This is a genomic window from Cytobacillus depressus, from assembly GCF_008923245.1.
Classification (GTDB): Bacteria; Bacillota; Bacilli; order Bacillales; family Cytobacillaceae; genus Cytobacillus; species Cytobacillus depressus.
The window spans coordinates 773,097-789,077 of record NZ_WBOS01000001.1 but is presented as its reverse complement, the minus strand read 5'-3'; the positions used below and the strand labels follow the sequence as shown (position 1 = coordinate 789,077).

Below are 15,981 nucleotides of genomic sequence, written 5' to 3'. Positions count from 1 at the left end.
TAAAGTTGGTGTCAGCATGAAAGTAGATTTATTTGATTTTCATTTACCTGAGGAACTTATCGCGCAAACTCCTCTTGTCGATAGGACAAGCAGCAGATTAATGGTGCTTGATAAAAACACGGGTGCTCTCACTCATGATGTTTTTAAAAATCTTAAAGAATATTTAAAAACTGGGGATTGTATCGTCTTAAATGATACGAGAGTACTGCCTGCAAGGCTTTTAGGAGAAAAAGAAGGGACAGGGGCAAAAATAGAAGTCCTTCTTTTAAAGCAGCAGAAGGGTGATGTATGGGAAACACTTGTAAAGCCTGCTAAGCGTATAAAAGAGGGAACGAAAATTGTTTTTGGCAACGGTCTTTTGACGGCTGTATGTACGGGCAGCTCTGAGCATGGCGGGAGAACACTTGAATTTCAATATGAAGGAATCTTTTATGAGGTTCTTGAGCAATTAGGAGAAATGCCGCTCCCTCCATATATTAAGGAGCAATTAGAGGATCGGGAACGCTACCAGACTGTCTTTGCCCGTGAACGGGGCTCAGCTGCAGCACCGACAGCAGGTCTTCATTTCACGGAAGAACTATTAGAAGAAATTAAAGAAATGGGTGTCCATGTTGCCTTCATTACACTACATGTCGGTCTCGGTACTTTCAGGCCTGTTAGTGTAGAAGATATAAATGAGCATGATATGCATGCAGAGTTCTATCAAGTAACGGAAGGAACAGCCAATCTTTTAAATAAGGTCCGTGCAGATGGGGGAAGAATTATTACTGTTGGGACGACTTCGACAAGAACGATAGAAACGATCGCCTCGAAGCATAATGGACAATTCAAAGAGGCAAGTGGCTGGACCGATATTTTTATTTACCCTGGCTATGAATTTAAGGGCATTGATGGGATGATCACAAACTTTCATTTGCCAAAGTCAACGCTTATTATGTTAGTTAGTGCGTTAGCTGGCAGAGAAAACGTTTTGCATGCTTATCAGGAAGCTGTTAAACAAGAATATCGTTTCTTTAGTTTTGGAGACGCGATGCTAATTATTTAATCTTTATAGGAAATGGTTTACGCCATGGAAGGAGCAATTTTCATTGACAGCAATTCGTTATGAATTAATTAAAACTTGTAAACAAACAGGCGCGCGTCTTGGCCGTGTACATACGCCTCATGGTTCTTTTGAAACACCTGTTTTCATGCCTGTTGGAACACTTGCGACTGTTAAGACGATGTCGCCAGAAGATTTAAAGGAAATGGGAGCCGGCATTATTTTAAGTAATACTTATCATTTATGGCTTCGTCCTGGTCATGAGATTATTAAGGAAGCTGGCGGCCTGCATAAATTTATGAATTGGGACCGGTCTATTCTAACTGATTCGGGCGGTTTCCAAGTCTTTAGCTTAAGTGATTTCCGTAAAATCGAAGAAGAAGGCGTTCATTTCCGCAATCATTTAAATGGCGATAAGCTCTTTTTATCACCAGAAAAAGCGATGGAAATACAGAACGCACTTGGATCAGATATTATGATGGCTTTTGATGAATGTCCGCCATTCCCGGCTACATTCGAATATATGAAAGCTTCGGTAGAACGGACATCGCGTTGGGCGGAACGCTGTTTACAGGCTCACAAACGGCCGAATGATCAAGGGCTATTTGGAATTGTCCAAGGCGGTGAATTTGAGGAGCTTCGCAAGCAAAGTGCCAAAGATCTTGTTTCGCTTGATTTTCCAGGCTATGCAGTTGGAGGATTATCGGTAGGCGAACCAAAGGATATTATGAATCGTGTCCTTGAATCTACAACGCCATTATTGCCTTCCGATAAGCCGAGATATTTAATGGGAGTCGGATCTCCGGACTCATTAATTGATGGCGCAATCCGCGGCATCGATATGTTTGATTGTGTTCTGCCAACTCGAATTGCAAGAAATGGTACACTGATGACGAGCGAAGGTCGTCTAGTTGTGAAAAATGCCAAATATGCGAGGGATTTTGGTCCAATTGATGAGAATTGCGACTGCTACACTTGCCGAAATTACAGCCGCGCCTATATTAGGCATTTAATTCGTTGTGATGAAACATTCGGAATTCGATTAACGTCTTACCATAATCTATATTTTCTGCTAAAATTGATGGAAGGGGTCAGACAAGCGATTAGAGAAGATCGTTTAGGTGACTTTAGAGATGAGTTTTTCGAGAAATATGGCTTCAATAAGCCAAATGCGAAAAACTTCTAATAATGCTTCTTCAAAAAGATGGTCAAACCCGGGCTTTTTGAAAAATTTCTAATGAAAGGAGGGGAAAGAGAATGGATATGATTAGTACAATCGGACCGTTATTGTTAATGTTCGTTTTATTTTATTTCCTGCTTATCCGTCCGCAGCAGAAGCGACAAAAGTCGGTTCAGAACATGCAGAGCAGCTTGAAAAAGGGAGATAGAATCGTAACAATCGGAGGTTTACACGGCTTTGTCGATGCAATCGATGAAGGAAAAGTAGTCATCAAATGTGGGGATGGAAGCCGTCTTACATACGATCGCGCAGCAATTCGCGAAGTTACAGAATCTGCTGGAAGTGACATGCTTGCAAAATCTTAATAAGGAAAGCGTGTTTTCATTGCTAAGCCGACTCTAGTACGTCGGGGGTAGGCGATGGAGCAGACTTCAAAAAGAAGCGAGAAATCTAAAAAGATTTCCGCTTCTTTTTTTACGCATTTCTTGTCTTCTTCATATTAACTCCAAGTATGCCACCCATCATGGCAGTGAGCGTATAGCATGTATGATAAATCATTTGTTGCATATCAAATAATTTATCAAAGCCTAGATACTGAAATAAGAAAATGATAATGGAATAAATAAGCCCTGTCATCCCTCCAAGAAGCCACCCTTTCTGTCTTCCTTTGCCGCCTGAAATGAGCCCGCCAATAAATAAAGATACGAAGGATATTGCCGTAATGACAAATTGCAAAGATGACTCCTGTAAAGATGTAAACCTTAATAAAAGTGAAAATAGTAGGCTGCTTATAATCGCCAGCACAAAAACCGCAATGACCCCATAAAGGACGGCACCGCCCACATTTCTTGAATCTTCTATTTTGCCCCTCTCCCTTCTGTTTTGTATCTGTAAAGCAGACCGGTTCAAAGCCATACTGCCTAGTACAAGCATATTCACGATATAAGAAAATAGAAGCGAAATTGTATGCTGGATTAAATAGTTTTTATCAAGTTTTTCACATGATTTCTCAATGCTTGTCAATAATAAAAGAGAATGCAAATTAAAGGGGGAATGAAGATGGGGGATTACTCAACGGTATTATTACGGACAGTGCTTATATATATTGTCATCTTACTCATTTTTAGATTGATGGGTAAAAAGGAGCTTGGACAATTAAGTGTGATTGACTTTGTTGTTTCAATCATGATCGCCGAGATGGCTGTATTAGCAATTGAGGATATCAAAAAACCAATCTTTACGTTCGTCCTTCCTATGATACTGCTCATGATTATTCAAATTACTCTATCCATTGCCACATTAAAGAGTAAGAAATTCCGAGATTTAATGGACGGAAAACCAACAATTATTATCAATAAAGGAAAGATTGACGAAGAAGCAATGCGGAAACACCGTTATAACTTCGATGATCTGCTTTTGCAATTACGAGGAAAGGATATTCGCAATATTACAGATGTTGAATTTGCCATCCTTGAGACGACAGGTGAATTATCTGTTTTCAAAAAGGAGAAAAAGAAGAAGGGAAATGTTACAATACCTGTTATTTTAGATGGAGTTATCCAAGAAACCACGTTAGAAGGCATGAATAAAACTAATCTTTGGCTTCGCCAGGAGCTAAGAAAGAGAGGCCACACAGATATTAACAATATTTCTTTTTGCAGCTACGAAAATGGCCAATTTTATATTGATTTCAAAGATGAAAAAAAATAAGAGACGTCCGCTGTCTCTTATTTTTGTCTAGCTCAGCACCAACCCCCCACATCACAATCTAAGACTCCTAGAAAGGTAAAAAACCCCTTTCAGTGAGGCTCGTCTTGTGCTTGTCGGGGGTGAGCACCAAGGAAAGCTTCTTCGAACAGTCATCGCAGGAACAATTTGTTCTTTAATTGTTCCGAAGGTGCTTCCGCTTTTCTATTCACCTAAAAGATAATTTTGCTAAAGACTTTCCGATCCAAGGAATCCTGTTAATCTCCTCTTTATGGACTAGGCCAAGCAGTAGGGTAAGGAAGAAATAAATTAAGGTAATAACCATTGAAATAAGCAATACTTGTACAACTAGATGAACATCAGAATTTAGATTTTTTAGCAGCCAATAGCCCGCCCATCCAGAAATACCCATTACAAAAAAGGTTTTTAAGTAATCGCGAATATAGAAAGTAAAGGATATTGCCTTTAAAACAGTGGCAAAGTGAAGCAATGTTACAAGAACGAATCCTACAAGAATTCCCATCGCAACTCCGTTAATGCCGAATGCTGGCTGACTCGCTAACATAAAAATGACCGCCGTTTTAACAATGGCTCCTATTAAACTATTGATCATCGCTGCTCTTGCTAAATTTAACGCCTGCAATGTTGCTTGCAATGGACCTTGATAATAATAAAAGATGAAAAATGGAGCCATTAACTTTATAAATGATGCCCCGCTACTGGAGCCATACATGACATTCATTAGCTCTTCAGAAAGCACATATAAAACGACAACTGCCAAGCCGCCTGTTAAAAAGGCAAGGCGAAGGGCCTGCTGCAATCTGTATTCAATCAGCCGTTTATTATTTCGAGAATTCGCTTCACTAATAGCTGGTACGAGAGCTGTTGACAGTGAGTGTGTAATAAATGATGGCAGCATTAATAACGGCAAAGCAAAGCCAGTTAGCGCCCCATATTGCTTTGTGGCTGCAATGGCAGCCACTCCGGCAATAGCGAGGCTATGTGCAACAACGATCGGTTCAAAAAACCACGCTAAAGAACCAATCATTCGGCTTCCGGTTGTCGGTAGAGCAATACACATTAATTCATTAAAGGTGCTTCTTCCTGATTTTACATATTTAAAGAAATGTTTTCGCACCCTGAATTTCTTTTTGATTTTGAAGGTGGCCATTAAATAAATAAGTGAACTCAATTCCCCAATTACAGAGGCAAGCATAGCTCCTGCAGCCGCATACTCGATACCATAAGGAAGAAAAGCTTTCGTCATCGCCGCAATTAATAAAATTCTCACAAGCTGTTCAAGCATTTGCGAAATGGCGGCGGGCTTCATATTTTGCCGACCTTGGAAGTAACCTCTAATAACAGAGGAAATGGCAATAATAGGTACAATCGGTGCGATGGCCAACAATGGAAGATATGTTCGTGAATCGGTAAAAAGCGTTTTTGATAAATAGGGGGCTAACAATATTAGGGCGGGTGTAAATATAATTGATAGAGAAATAGTTATTGCTAATGAGACAACTAATATTTTCTTTACTTTCGCTTTATCCCCTCTTGCCTCGGCTTCAGCTACATTTTTGGATATCGCTACAGGCAATCCGAGCTGTGTTATAGTAACGGCAAGAATTAATGTCGGGAATGCCATCATATATAACCCAACACCTTCTTCGCCAATAAATCTTGCGATGACAATGCGATTTATAAACCCAAGCACCCTAGTAACAAGTCCAGCCGCTAATAAAATGATCGTTCCTCTTAAAAACTTCGACATTGGGCTCCCTGCCTTCTCAAAATAGGTGTTATCATATACAATTAACTATATGCTTAGAAGTGGACAAAGCATGACAAGCAAAGTTTAAATTTTTCCTTAATTTCTCGTAGATTAACGGGCTGTAAGACTCTTACTTCAAGAATTTGAGAAAGCAGAAATTTCTAAGTGGGAGATCTAATAGCCCGTAAAGGCCCGTTTAAAGAACGTAGACTAAGAGCGCCACGTCCTGTGGCAACGTCTGCGTGACCCACATTCTGTGGGCCTCAACTAACATTTAGTGGGAAAAGGCATCCCACTGAATGAAGTTTCACTTTATTGTAAGGGGGTTGGCTGTTCATGGAAACCAGTCATACATATGATCAATTTCGCAATGATTTAAAACCTGCATTACAAAGTAAACAAGAGGAATTTTCATTATTAGGGTATGGCCAAGTGTCAGAGCAAGAACTATGGAATTTTTTAAAAAGAAAAAAGTGGAAAAAAACTGAAGGAAATAAAAGTATGGCTGAACTTATGCAAGATATTCTGTCTGTTAAAGTTGGGGAATATTTTAATTATGCGACTGTTGAAGCATTCAAAGAAGCCGAATTTGCTTTTGAGGATAAGGAGGAGCTGAGAAAGCTTTTCGAATAAGCCGTTTCCGCTTTTCGCTTTGTCTAGCTGCAACGGCTAGCCCCGACGTACAGGACGTACTAGTGTCGACAATGCGACAGGACGTCGCGTTTTTGTCGACCTCGAGGTCATAAGCCCCTTTATGAATGAAGGCAAAGTGCGCCTTCTTTCATAAAGCGTCTTATGCTTGTCGGGGCTGAACGAGCCGTTTCCGCTTTTCGCTTTGTCTAGCTCCATCGCCTACCCCCTCGAGGTCACAAGCCAATCCTCCCAGAAAGGTAAAGTACAACCTTTCCGTGAGGCTCGTCTTGTGCTTGTCGGGGGTGAACAAGGCGCTTCCGCTTTTAGATTAATTGACAGCTTTTGCAAACTGTTTCATAATTAAAATTGGAATTTCTAGTGGTTTGTATTTAAGGAGGATTTTTTCATAATGGTAAAGCGCGGTCGCATAGTTGCCTTCTTCCTAATTGTATTATTAATTGGAAGTTTAATGGGGACAACAACGAATAATATTTTAAAGGATATTAAGCTTGGTCTTGATCTTCAAGGCGGATTTGAAGTTTTATATGAAGTTTCACCGATTGTGAAAGGTCAAAAAATTGATAAAACAGTTCTTGCCAGTACGGCTAAAGCCCTAGATAAACGGGTAAACGTATTAGGAGTAAGTGAACCTAATATTCAAATTGAAGGGGATAATAGAATTCGTGTCCAGCTAGCTGGTGTGACTGATCAAAAGAAAGCCCGTGAGATTTTATCTACTGAAGCGAATTTATCGTTCCGTGATGTGAATGATGTTCCATTAATGGACGGAGCGGATCTTGCTGAAAATGGAGCAAAGCAAACATTTGATGAAAACGGAAAGCCGAGCGTTTCGATTAAGCTAAAAGATGCTACTAAATTTAGAGATGTAACTCAGAAAATTGTTAATATGGGTGAACCGAATAATTTATTAGTTATTTGGCTCGATTTTGAAGAAGGTAAAGATTCATTTAAAGCTGAAGCAGGGAAGCCAAACCCACGCTACATATCGGCACCAAGAGTTAGCCAAGTTTTTAACCAAGATACGGTTTCCATTGTTGGGAGTTTTACAATGGAGGAAGCTACAACATTAGCTGACTTACTAAATGCAGGATCTCTTCCTGTTAAATTGACTGAAGTTTTTTCAACGTCTGTTGGTGCCCAATTTGGGGAGCAGGCCTTGAACAAAACAGTTTTAGGTGGGATTATCGGTATTGCGCTCATTTACTTATTTATGATTTTTTACTACCGATTCCCAGGTTTTATTGCTACTGTGGCTCTATCGATTTATATTTATTTAATTCTTCTTGTATTTGACTGGATGAATGCGGTATTGACGCTACCGGGTATTGCCGCCCTTATACTTGGGGTTGGAATGGCAGTCGATGCCAATATTATCACGTATGAGAGAATTAAGGAAGAACTGAAAGTAGGGAGAACGGTTAAGTCTGCTTTCCAAGCAGGTGGCCGAAATTCTTTAGCGACAATTTTTGATGCGAATATTACGACGATCTTAGTATCTGGTGTTTTATTTGTTTATGGGACAAGTTCCATTAAAGGGTTTGCCACGATGTTAATTATTAGTATCCTTGTCAGCTTCATTACAGCTGTCTATGGCTCTAGGATACTTCTTGGATTATGGGTAAACAGTAATCTATTTAATAAAAAGCCAAGCTGGTTCGGTGTTAAGAAAAATGATATAAAAGATATTGCAGAAAATTATGATACGGTCGATTTACCGACAAGATTTGACCGCTTCGATTTTGTTAAACACCGGAAAAAATATTTTACTTTTTCTGGAACGATACTCTTAATTGGGTTGATTTGCGTTGCCGTTTTTGGCCTGAATTTAGGGATTGATTTCTCCCAAGGGACTCGGGTAGAGCTTCTATCAAATAAACCATTAACAAAAATTGAAGTAAAAGAGCAATTAGCTGAATTAAATCTAGAAACAGATGATATTGTTATTTCTGGTGCCAACCAAGAGATTGGTGTCGCAAGACTTAAAGAGGTACTCAGTAAGGATGAAATCGCTGAAATAAAAGCCCATTTCCATGAGAAATTAGGTGCAGATCCAAATGTAAGTACGGTTTCACCGACAGTCGGGAAAGAGTTGGCGAAAAATGGATTCATTTCTTTGTTGATTGCCTCTATTGGTATCGTCATTTATGTCACCATTCGCTTTGAAATGTATATGGCTATAGCTGCTATACTTGGTCTATTATATGATGCATTCTTTATCATCATATTCTTTAGCATCACTCGACTAGAAGTTGATTTAACGTTTATAGCAGCTGTCTTAACGGTTATAGGTTATTCACTCCATGATTCAATCGTTACATTTGACAGGATGCGCGAAAATATGCAAAAGAAAAAGCGGATCAAAACATTTGACGAACTCGCGGATGTTGTTAACTCAAGCTTACGCCAGGTGATGGGACGATCTATTAATACTGTTTTAACCCTTCTAATTGCTGTATTAGGAATCTTAATATTCGGAAGTGAATCCATCCGTAACTTCTCCTTTGCTTTATTAATCGGATTGGTAGCAGGTGCATATTCATCCATTTTCTTATCAGCCCAATTGTGGCTCATTTGGAAAGGAAAAGAATTAAAGAAAAAAGGTGTTATTAAAACAGAAAAAGTAAAACGAGTGTCAAGTGATGAACCACAAGTTTAATTTATGAAGCCTCAGGAAATCCTGAGGTTTTCTTTTTTCTAAATAAGGTCATAAACCGAGAAAAAAGGATAAACTACGAATAAGTTCATTTTTAGGAAGGAAGTTTCATTTTGAGTCATAATGATGATCGTTTCAAAAAGGCAGAGTTTGCCGCCATGCTTGGTATTATCATCAATATTGCCTTAGCGGTTGTGAAATGGGGTATAGGAGTTTATGCTGGAAGCCGTGCTTTAATTGCAGATGCGGTTCATTCTGCCTCCGATGTCGCTGGGTCCTTCGCTGTATATCTAGGTCTTAAAGCAGCCAAGCAGCCTCCTGATGAAGATCATCCATATGGGCATGGAAAAGCGGAATCGATCGCCGCTATTATTGTTGCCGTTATCTTACTTATCGTTGGTTTCCAAATTGGAAAATCATCGATTGCGTCTTTTTTTCAGCCAATTGCCCCCCCAAAAACTGTTGCCATTGTAGCTGTAATTCTCTCAATTATCGTAAAGGAAGCTCTCTTTCGTTATAAATATAAACTAGGTCGAGAGTTAAATAGTGATGCTTTAATTGTCAATGCCTATGAGCATCGTTCAGACGTGTATTCCTCGATTGCCGCTTTGGCGGGCATTGGGGCGGCAATTATTGGCGGCAAAATAGGGATAGAGTGGCTTGTATATGCAGACCCTGTTGCTGGGCTCATTGTCTCCTTAATGGTTATCAAAATGGCGTGGTCGCTCGGGAAAGAATCCATACATAACACACTTGATCATGTTCTCCACGAGGAGGATACAGTTGAGTTACGTAAAGCTGTCGAGAGTGTAGAAGAAGTGAAAGAAATTAATCAGCTCCATGCAAGAGAACATGGACATTATGTCATTATTGACCTAAAAATCTCTGTAGATCCAAATATGACAGTTGAAGAAGGGCACCATGTAGGGAAAAAAGTGAAAGGGAAGCTATTACAAATAGACAATGTCCACAATGTTTTTGTTCACATAAACCCCTATAATGCCAATGATGATGAATAGCAGTGAAAAATTCGCTGCTATTTCTATTTTTCTACATTGAATCCCATTCTAGGCTTTTGTATAATTAAAAAGCTGAGGGGTGAACAAATGTTACAATCGAAAACAAGGTGGATTGTTCGGAAACCGGATGAAGATAAACAACAGCTTCTCGTTCAACAATTAAATATTTCTCCTCTCCTTGCAACTTTGCTAGTTAATAGAGGAATAGAATCAATTGAAGCAGCACAGAATTTTCTGTTTGATCATAAACAAGATTTTCATAATCCATTTTTATTTGCAGATATGGACATCGCCGTTTCGCGAATTAAAAAAGCGATTGAATTACAAGAGCCTATTTTAATATTTGGAGATTACGATGCAGATGGTGTGACTAGCACGACTGTAATGATGAAGGTTCTGCGAGAGCTAGGGGCAAATGTTCAGTTCTACATTCCAAACCGTTTTACGGAAGGTTATGGACCGAATATTCCGGCATTTGAATATGCTACAGAAATAGGCATTAAATTAATCATTACGGTAGATACGGGAATTGCTGCGGTGAATGAAGCGAAGGCAGCAGCTGAACTAGGCTTAGATTTAATTATTACCGATCACCATGAGCCTGGACCTGAGCTGCCAAAGGCGCTAGCCATCATTCATCCGAAGCTTCCTAATGGACAATACCCGTTTCATGGGTTAGCGGGTGTGGGAGTGGCTTTTAAACTAGCGCATGCACTTTATGGAGAGGTTCCTGAGCATTTACTTGAAATTGCAGCAATCGGCACGATTGCGGATCTTGTTTCTCTAAAAGGTGAAAATCGCTTAATTGTAAAAAAAGGATTAGCGAGACTTAAGTCTACGCAAAATGTCGGCATAAAAGCACTATTGAAACAAAATAAAGTTGAGTCAAGTGCTATTACAGAGGAAACAATTGGTTTTCTTATTGCTCCCCGATTAAATGCCGCGGGTAGATTAGATAGTGCTGATCCTGCCGTTGATTTACTATTAACAGATGACATCTTTGAGGCTGAAGCGATTGCAGAAGAAATAGAACAAATGAATAAGGAAAGACAAGCCATTGTAAGTGAAATTGCGGAGCAAGCCATTAAAGAGGTCGAAGATCATTATCCGATTGATGAAAATGCGGTGCTCGTTGTCGGTAAAGAGGGCTGGAATGCAGGTGTCATCGGGATTGTAGCTTCAAAGCTCGTTGAAAAATTTTACCGCCCAACGATCGTTCTTAGTTTTGATAAAGAAAAAGGGCTGGCAAAAGGATCTGCCCGAAGCATTTTAGGTTTTGATTTATTTCAAAACTTATCACAATGCAGAGATATATTGCCTCATTTCGGCGGTCATCCGATGGCAGCTGGTATGACACTTGAGCTGAAGAATGTAGCTGAATTAAGGGAAAGACTTAATTCTGCTGCAAAAGAACAGCTATCAGCTGAAGACTTTATTCCAGTCACGTCGCTTGATGGCGCAATTACTCTAAATGACATCAGCCTGCCTGCGCTCGAGGAGATGCATATGCTTTCCCCATATGGTATGGACAATCCCAAGCCGAAGATTTTGATTGAGGAAGCAAGCATTGCCAATATGAGAAAAATCGGATCGGACCAAAACCATCTGAAAATGACGATTACGAGCGGGTCTGATTCACTTGATGGAGTTGGTTTCGGACTCGGAAGTTTATATGAACATATTTCCCCCTATTCAAAGGTGTCTTTAATTGGTGAGCTTTCGATAAACGAATGGAATAATATCAAAAAGCCGCAAATTTTCCTTCAAGATGTTGCTATTAAAGAATGGCAGCTTTTCGATATTAGGGGAATGAAGCGGTTTGAGCAAATTATTGAATTGATTCCGAAAAGTAATTCAACATGGATTGTGTTTAATGAAGAAAATGCAAACAAGGTTCAAAATTTTGTTAATGGGAATATTGTAATCGTAAAGTCAAATGAGCAAGCGGGCGCTTTAAATATTGATCATCATAATGTAATTTTAACGGAACTTCCTCCTGCGAAAGAAATTCTCGTTCACTTGTTTTCTGGGAAAAAGCCTTCGAGAATCTATGCTCATTTTTATAAAACTGATAGTGCTTTCTTTAGTACTTTTCCGACACGTGAGCATTTTAAATGGTTTTATGCCTTTATTTTTAAAAAAGGCCCATTCAATCTTCAAAAGTATGGAGATGATCTTGCTAAGCATAAAGGATGGAGCCGGGAAACAATTGACTTCATGTCACAGGTGTTTTTTGAATTAGATTTTGTTAAAATAAATAACGGAATCATTTCCATTAATAACATTTCACAAAAACGAGATTTAACAGATTCGTTAATATTTGAACAAAGACGTGTACAGTATGCATTAGAAAGTGAACTTTCATATTCAACTTATGAGCAGCTTAGAAGCTTTTTTGATTCAATAATCCAAGGTTCTGTGAAATTTGAGGAGGCAATGAAAGAATGGACTTAAAACAGTATATTACGATCGTCCAAGACTGGCCGAAGCCAGGCATTCAATTTAAAGATATTACTACCCTAATGGATAATGGGGATGCATATAGATATGCGACAGACCAAATTGTGGAATATGCTAAAGAGAAGCACATAGATTTAGTAGTTGGACCAGAGGCACGTGGATTTATTATTGGCTGCCCAGTTGCCTATTCTCTTGGAGTCGGCTTTGCACCTGTTAGAAAGGAAGGCAAACTTCCTCGCGAAACGATTAAAGTGCAATATGGCTTGGAATATGGTAAGGATGTTTTAACAATCCATAAAGATGCCATTAAGCCAGGGCAACGAGTGTTAATCACAGATGACTTGCTGGCAACTGGAGGAACGATTGAAGCAACAATTAAGTTAGTTGAGGAGCTTGGCGGCATCGTCGCTGGGATTGCCTTTTTAATTGAATTATCATATTTAGATGGTCGTGAGAAGCTTGAAAAATATGATATTCTAACATTAATGGAATATTAATTTTTTTATGAGCGCCTAAATAAAAGGCGCTCATTTTTAATGGATAAACAAGAGGAAAATCCTTCTTAAAAAAATACAAAATTCGACAAACTTCTTATTTTTCAGGAAAATAATCGGTATCCCTTTACATATTCGCTTTTTTTTTCGATAATAGTAACAATCATTCTAATTTTGTTATGACAATTTTAAACGGAAAATGACAAATCGACAAATGAAAATTAAAAGTAAAAGGTGAGGGGCCCATGGCGAATGATCATGTTCTGACCGCTGAACAAGTCATCGACAGAACAAAAGTATATTTAAATGATGAGCATGTGGAACTAGTTCAAAAAGCATATGAATATGCTAGACATGCCCATCGTGAACAATATAGAAAATCGGGTGAGCCTTACATCATCCATCCTATTCAAGTTGCGGGCATTTTGGCCGATTTAGAAATGGATCCATCTACAGTTGCAGCCGGTTTTCTCCATGATGTTGTAGAAGATACAGATGTCACATTAGCAGATATAGAAGCTGCCTTTAATAACGAAGTAGCTATGCTTGTTGACGGTGTAACGAAGCTCGGGAAAATTAAATATAAATCAAAAGAAGAACAGCAGGCAGAAAACCACCGAAAAATGTTTGTAGCGATGGCTCAAGATATCCGTGTAATCCTAATTAAGCTAGCGGATCGGCTCCACAATATGCGGACATTGAAGCATTTACCTGCAGAAAAACAGCGCCGTATTTCAAATGAAACGCTAGAAATCTTCGCACCACTTGCCCATCGGCTCGGTATATCGAAAGTAAAATGGGAGCTTGAGGACACAGCTTTAAGATATTTAAATCCACAGCAATATTATCGAATTGTTAATTTAATGAAAAAGAAAAGAGCTGAACGGGAGCAATATCTTGAAGATGTCATCGATGAGATGCGCACTAGAATGAATGAAGTGTCCATACGTTCAGAAATATCCGGAAGACCTAAACATATATACAGCATTTATCGAAAAATGGCATTGCAAAATAAACAATTTAATGAAATTTATGATCTTCTTGCTGTGAGAATTGTTGTAAACAGTATTAAGGATTGCTATGCTGTGCTTGGGATTATTCATACTTGCTGGAAGCCGATGCCTGGCCGTTTTAAAGACTATATCGCGATGCCAAAGCAGAATATGTACCAGTCTCTGCACACAACGGTTATAGGTCCAAAGGGAGACCCGCTCGAGGTGCAAATTCGTACATTTGAAATGCATCGAATTTCTGAATTTGGGATTGCAGCGCACTGGGCCTATAAAGAAGGCAAAAAGGTGAATGAAGGAAATTCGATTGAAAATAAGTTTTCATGGTTCCGCGAGATTTTGGAATTCCAAGATAATACAGTAAATGCTGAAGAATTTATGGAATCGTTAAAGATCGATTTATTTTCTGATATGGTATTTGTCTTTACACCTAAAGGAGATGTGATTGAGCTCCCATATGGTTCTGTCCCTATTGATTTTGCCTATCGAATTCACTCGGAAATTGGCAATAAAACAATCGGTGCCAAAATAAACGGAAAGATGGTTACTCTCGACTATAAGCTGAAAACAGGCGATATTATTGAGATTTTAACATCAAAACATTCCTACGGGCCAAGTAAAGACTGGTTGAAGCTTGCTCAAACCTCTCAAGCGAAAAACAAAATTCGTCAGTTCTTTAAAAAGCAAAGAAGAGATGAAAATGTTGAAAAAGGAAAAGAGCAAATTGAAAAAGAAATCCGCAACATGGATTTTGATTTAAAGGAAATTTTGACAAATGAAAATCTAAAAAGAGTGGCCGAAAAGTTTAATTTCGCTAATGAGGAAGATATGTATGCTGCTGTTGGCTATAACGGGGTCACAGCACTTCAAGTCGCTAACCGCTTAACGGAAAAACAGCGCAGAAAACGTGATAAGGAGCAAGAAGCTGATATTACGAACGCTGTTGCCGAGCTGCGATCCTTTCCGTCAGCAAAGAAACGCGAATCAGGCGTTCGTGTTTCTGGAATTGATAATTTGCTCATTCGACTATCCCGCTGCTGCAACCCAGTACCGGGTGATGAGATTGTAGGCTTCATTACGAAAGGCCGAGGAGTCTCTGTTCATAGAGCAGATTGTACAAATATTGTCGATGATGAAGCGAAGGAACGACTTATTCCTGTTGAGTGGGAATCGGATTTAAATGACAGAAAAGAATATAACGTTGAAATTGAGATTACCGGCTATGATAGACGGGGTCTATTGAATGAGGTTTTGCAGGCAGTAAATGAAATAAAAACAAATATTTCTGCGGTAACTGGGCGTTCCGATCGGAATAAAGCAGCAACGATTAATATGACGATTGCCATCCACAATGTGAACCATTTACACAAAGTAGTTGAACGGATAAAACAAATTCCTGATGTGTACGCTGTCCGCAGGATTATGAATTAAGGAGTATATGTTATGCGTGTAGTTGTACAGCGAAGTAAGGAAGCAAGTGTAAAAGTAAATGGTGAAATCGTTGGGAGCATTACGAAGGGCTTTGTCCTATTAGTTGGTGTTACACATGAAGATAAGGATGAGGATGCAGCTTTTTTAGCTGAGAAAATTGCTAATCTTCGTGTCTTTGAAGATGATAATGGTAAAATGAATTTATCGATTTTAGACAAAGGCGGAGAAATTTTATCTGTTTCCCAATTCACATTATACGGAGATTGCCGAAAAGGGCGCAGACCAAACTTTATGGATGCGGCAAAGCCTGAGCAGGCATTGAACTTATATGATACCTTTAATGCTTATCTTCGAGAAAAAGGCTTAAAGGTAGAGACAGGCGAATTTGGTGCGATGATGGATGTCCAATTAATCAACGATGGACCCGTCACTTTAATTATTGATAGTAAATAAGAAAAGCGCAAGCGCCTTGAAAAAGGAGCATCGATTAAAGACCGCCACGTCCAGTGGCGAACATCGACGTCAGCACATCGTGTGCAAGTCCGACAAGCACAAGCCAA

At 39.2% G+C, this 15,981-nt stretch carries 13 protein-coding genes; 11 read left to right on the top strand and 2 right to left on the bottom strand.

Annotation, left to right across the window (positions count from 1 at the left end; all coding sequences use genetic code 11):
- The first annotated feature begins 16 nt into the window (after window positions 1-16).
- From queA to yajC, 3 genes are all read left to right on the top strand, one after another.
- Window positions 17-1,045 (top strand): tRNA preQ1(34) S-adenosylmethionine ribosyltransferase-isomerase QueA, encoded by a 1,029-nt coding sequence (queA, locus tag F7731_RS03820; protein WP_151533429.1) that lies wholly within the window; start codon window positions 17-19, stop codon window positions 1,043-1,045.
- 43 nt (window positions 1,046-1,088) lie between these two features.
- Complete coding sequence (tgt, locus tag F7731_RS03815) at window positions 1,089-2,228, top strand: tRNA guanosine(34) transglycosylase Tgt (RefSeq protein ID WP_151533428.1); 1,140 nt, start codon at window positions 1,089-1,091, stop codon at window positions 2,226-2,228.
- A 71-nt stretch (window positions 2,229-2,299) separates the two neighbouring features.
- Window positions 2,300-2,587 carry a preprotein translocase subunit YajC gene (gene yajC / locus F7731_RS03810; RefSeq protein ID WP_151533427.1) on the top strand — a complete coding sequence of 96 codons (288 nt, stop codon included), beginning with the start codon at window positions 2,300-2,302 and terminating at the stop codon, window positions 2,585-2,587.
- Between the two features lie 109 nt (window positions 2,588-2,696).
- Here yajC and F7731_RS03805 read toward each other — a convergent pair whose 3' ends face one another.
- A complete protein-coding gene (locus F7731_RS03805; protein ID WP_343032845.1) occupies window positions 2,697-3,245 on the bottom strand; it encodes a TIGR04086 family membrane protein in 549 nt (182 codons plus the stop codon).
- Window positions 3,246-3,281: 36 nt separating this feature from the next.
- Here F7731_RS03805 and F7731_RS03800 point away from each other — a divergent pair, with 36 nt between their 5' ends.
- Window positions 3,282-3,932 carry a DUF421 domain-containing protein gene (locus F7731_RS03800; RefSeq protein WP_151533426.1) on the top strand — a complete coding sequence of 217 codons (651 nt, stop codon included), beginning with the start codon at window positions 3,282-3,284 and terminating at the stop codon, window positions 3,930-3,932.
- Window positions 3,933-4,137: 205 nt separating this feature from the next.
- Here F7731_RS03800 and spoVB read toward each other — a convergent pair whose 3' ends face one another.
- On the bottom strand, window positions 4,138-5,700 hold the full coding sequence (spoVB, locus tag F7731_RS03795; RefSeq protein WP_151533425.1) for a stage V sporulation protein B: 1,563 nt from the start codon (window positions 5,698-5,700) through the stop codon (window positions 4,138-4,140).
- Window positions 5,701-6,036: 336 nt separating this feature from the next.
- Here spoVB and F7731_RS03790 point away from each other — a divergent pair, with 336 nt between their 5' ends.
- The 7 genes from F7731_RS03790 (at window position 6,037) to dtd (ending at window position 15,874) form a co-directional block, all read left to right on the top strand.
- Window positions 6,037-6,333 (top strand): post-transcriptional regulator, encoded by a 297-nt coding sequence (locus tag F7731_RS03790; RefSeq protein WP_151533424.1) that lies wholly within the window; start codon window positions 6,037-6,039, stop codon window positions 6,331-6,333.
- Between the two features lie 409 nt (window positions 6,334-6,742).
- Complete coding sequence (secDF, locus tag F7731_RS03785) at window positions 6,743-9,010, top strand: protein translocase subunit SecDF (RefSeq protein WP_151533423.1); 2,268 nt, start codon at window positions 6,743-6,745, stop codon at window positions 9,008-9,010.
- A 155-nt stretch (window positions 9,011-9,165) separates the two neighbouring features.
- Complete coding sequence (locus F7731_RS03780; protein WP_151533726.1) at window positions 9,166-10,026, top strand: cation diffusion facilitator family transporter; 861 nt, start codon at window positions 9,166-9,168, stop codon at window positions 10,024-10,026.
- A gap of 87 nt (window positions 10,027-10,113) precedes the next feature.
- The gene (recJ, locus tag F7731_RS03775) at window positions 10,114-12,480 is read left to right on the top strand and encodes a single-stranded-DNA-specific exonuclease RecJ (protein ID WP_151533422.1); all 2,367 of its coding nucleotides are present in this window, start codon (window positions 10,114-10,116) and stop codon (window positions 12,478-12,480) included.
- A complete protein-coding gene (locus F7731_RS03770) occupies window positions 12,471-12,983 on the top strand; it encodes an adenine phosphoribosyltransferase (RefSeq protein WP_151533421.1) in 513 nt (170 codons plus the stop codon). The genes recJ and F7731_RS03770 overlap by 10 nt, the downstream gene beginning before the upstream one ends.
- Window positions 12,984-13,225: 242 nt before the next feature.
- Window positions 13,226-15,421 carry a RelA/SpoT family protein gene (locus F7731_RS03765; protein ID WP_151533420.1) on the top strand — a complete coding sequence of 732 codons (2,196 nt, stop codon included), beginning with the start codon at window positions 13,226-13,228 and terminating at the stop codon, window positions 15,419-15,421.
- Window positions 15,422-15,433: 12 nt separating this feature from the next.
- On the top strand, window positions 15,434-15,874 hold the full coding sequence (dtd, locus tag F7731_RS03760) for a D-aminoacyl-tRNA deacylase (protein ID WP_151533419.1): 441 nt from the start codon (window positions 15,434-15,436) through the stop codon (window positions 15,872-15,874).
- The last annotated feature ends 107 nt before the right edge of the window (window positions 15,875-15,981 follow it).

Coding starts and splice junctions, on each gene's coding strand:
- F7731_RS03780 (WP_151533726.1), top strand. CDS start 9,166: ATGCTTGGTATTATCATCAATATTGCCTTAGCGGTTGTGAAATGGGGT.
- recJ (WP_151533422.1), top strand. CDS start 10,114: ATGTTACAATCGAAAACAAGGTGGATTGTTCGGAAACCGGATGAAGAT.
- F7731_RS03790 (WP_151533424.1), top strand. CDS start 6,037: ATGGAAACCAGTCATACATATGATCAATTTCGCAATGATTTAAAACCT.
- F7731_RS03765 (WP_151533420.1), top strand. CDS start 13,226: ATGGCGAATGATCATGTTCTGACCGCTGAACAAGTCATCGACAGAACA.
- yajC (WP_151533427.1), top strand. CDS start 2,300: ATGGATATGATTAGTACAATCGGACCGTTATTGTTAATGTTCGTTTTA.
- F7731_RS03800 (WP_151533426.1), top strand. CDS start 3,282: ATGGGGGATTACTCAACGGTATTATTACGGACAGTGCTTATATATATT.
- queA (WP_151533429.1), top strand. CDS start 17: ATGAAAGTAGATTTATTTGATTTTCATTTACCTGAGGAACTTATCGCG.
- F7731_RS03770 (WP_151533421.1), top strand. CDS start 12,471: ATGGACTTAAAACAGTATATTACGATCGTCCAAGACTGGCCGAAGCCA.
- spoVB (WP_151533425.1), bottom strand. CDS start 5,700: ATGTCGAAGTTTTTAAGAGGAACGATCATTTTATTAGCGGCTGGACTT.
- dtd (WP_151533419.1), top strand. CDS start 15,434: ATGCGTGTAGTTGTACAGCGAAGTAAGGAAGCAAGTGTAAAAGTAAAT.
- secDF (WP_151533423.1), top strand. CDS start 6,743: ATGGTAAAGCGCGGTCGCATAGTTGCCTTCTTCCTAATTGTATTATTA.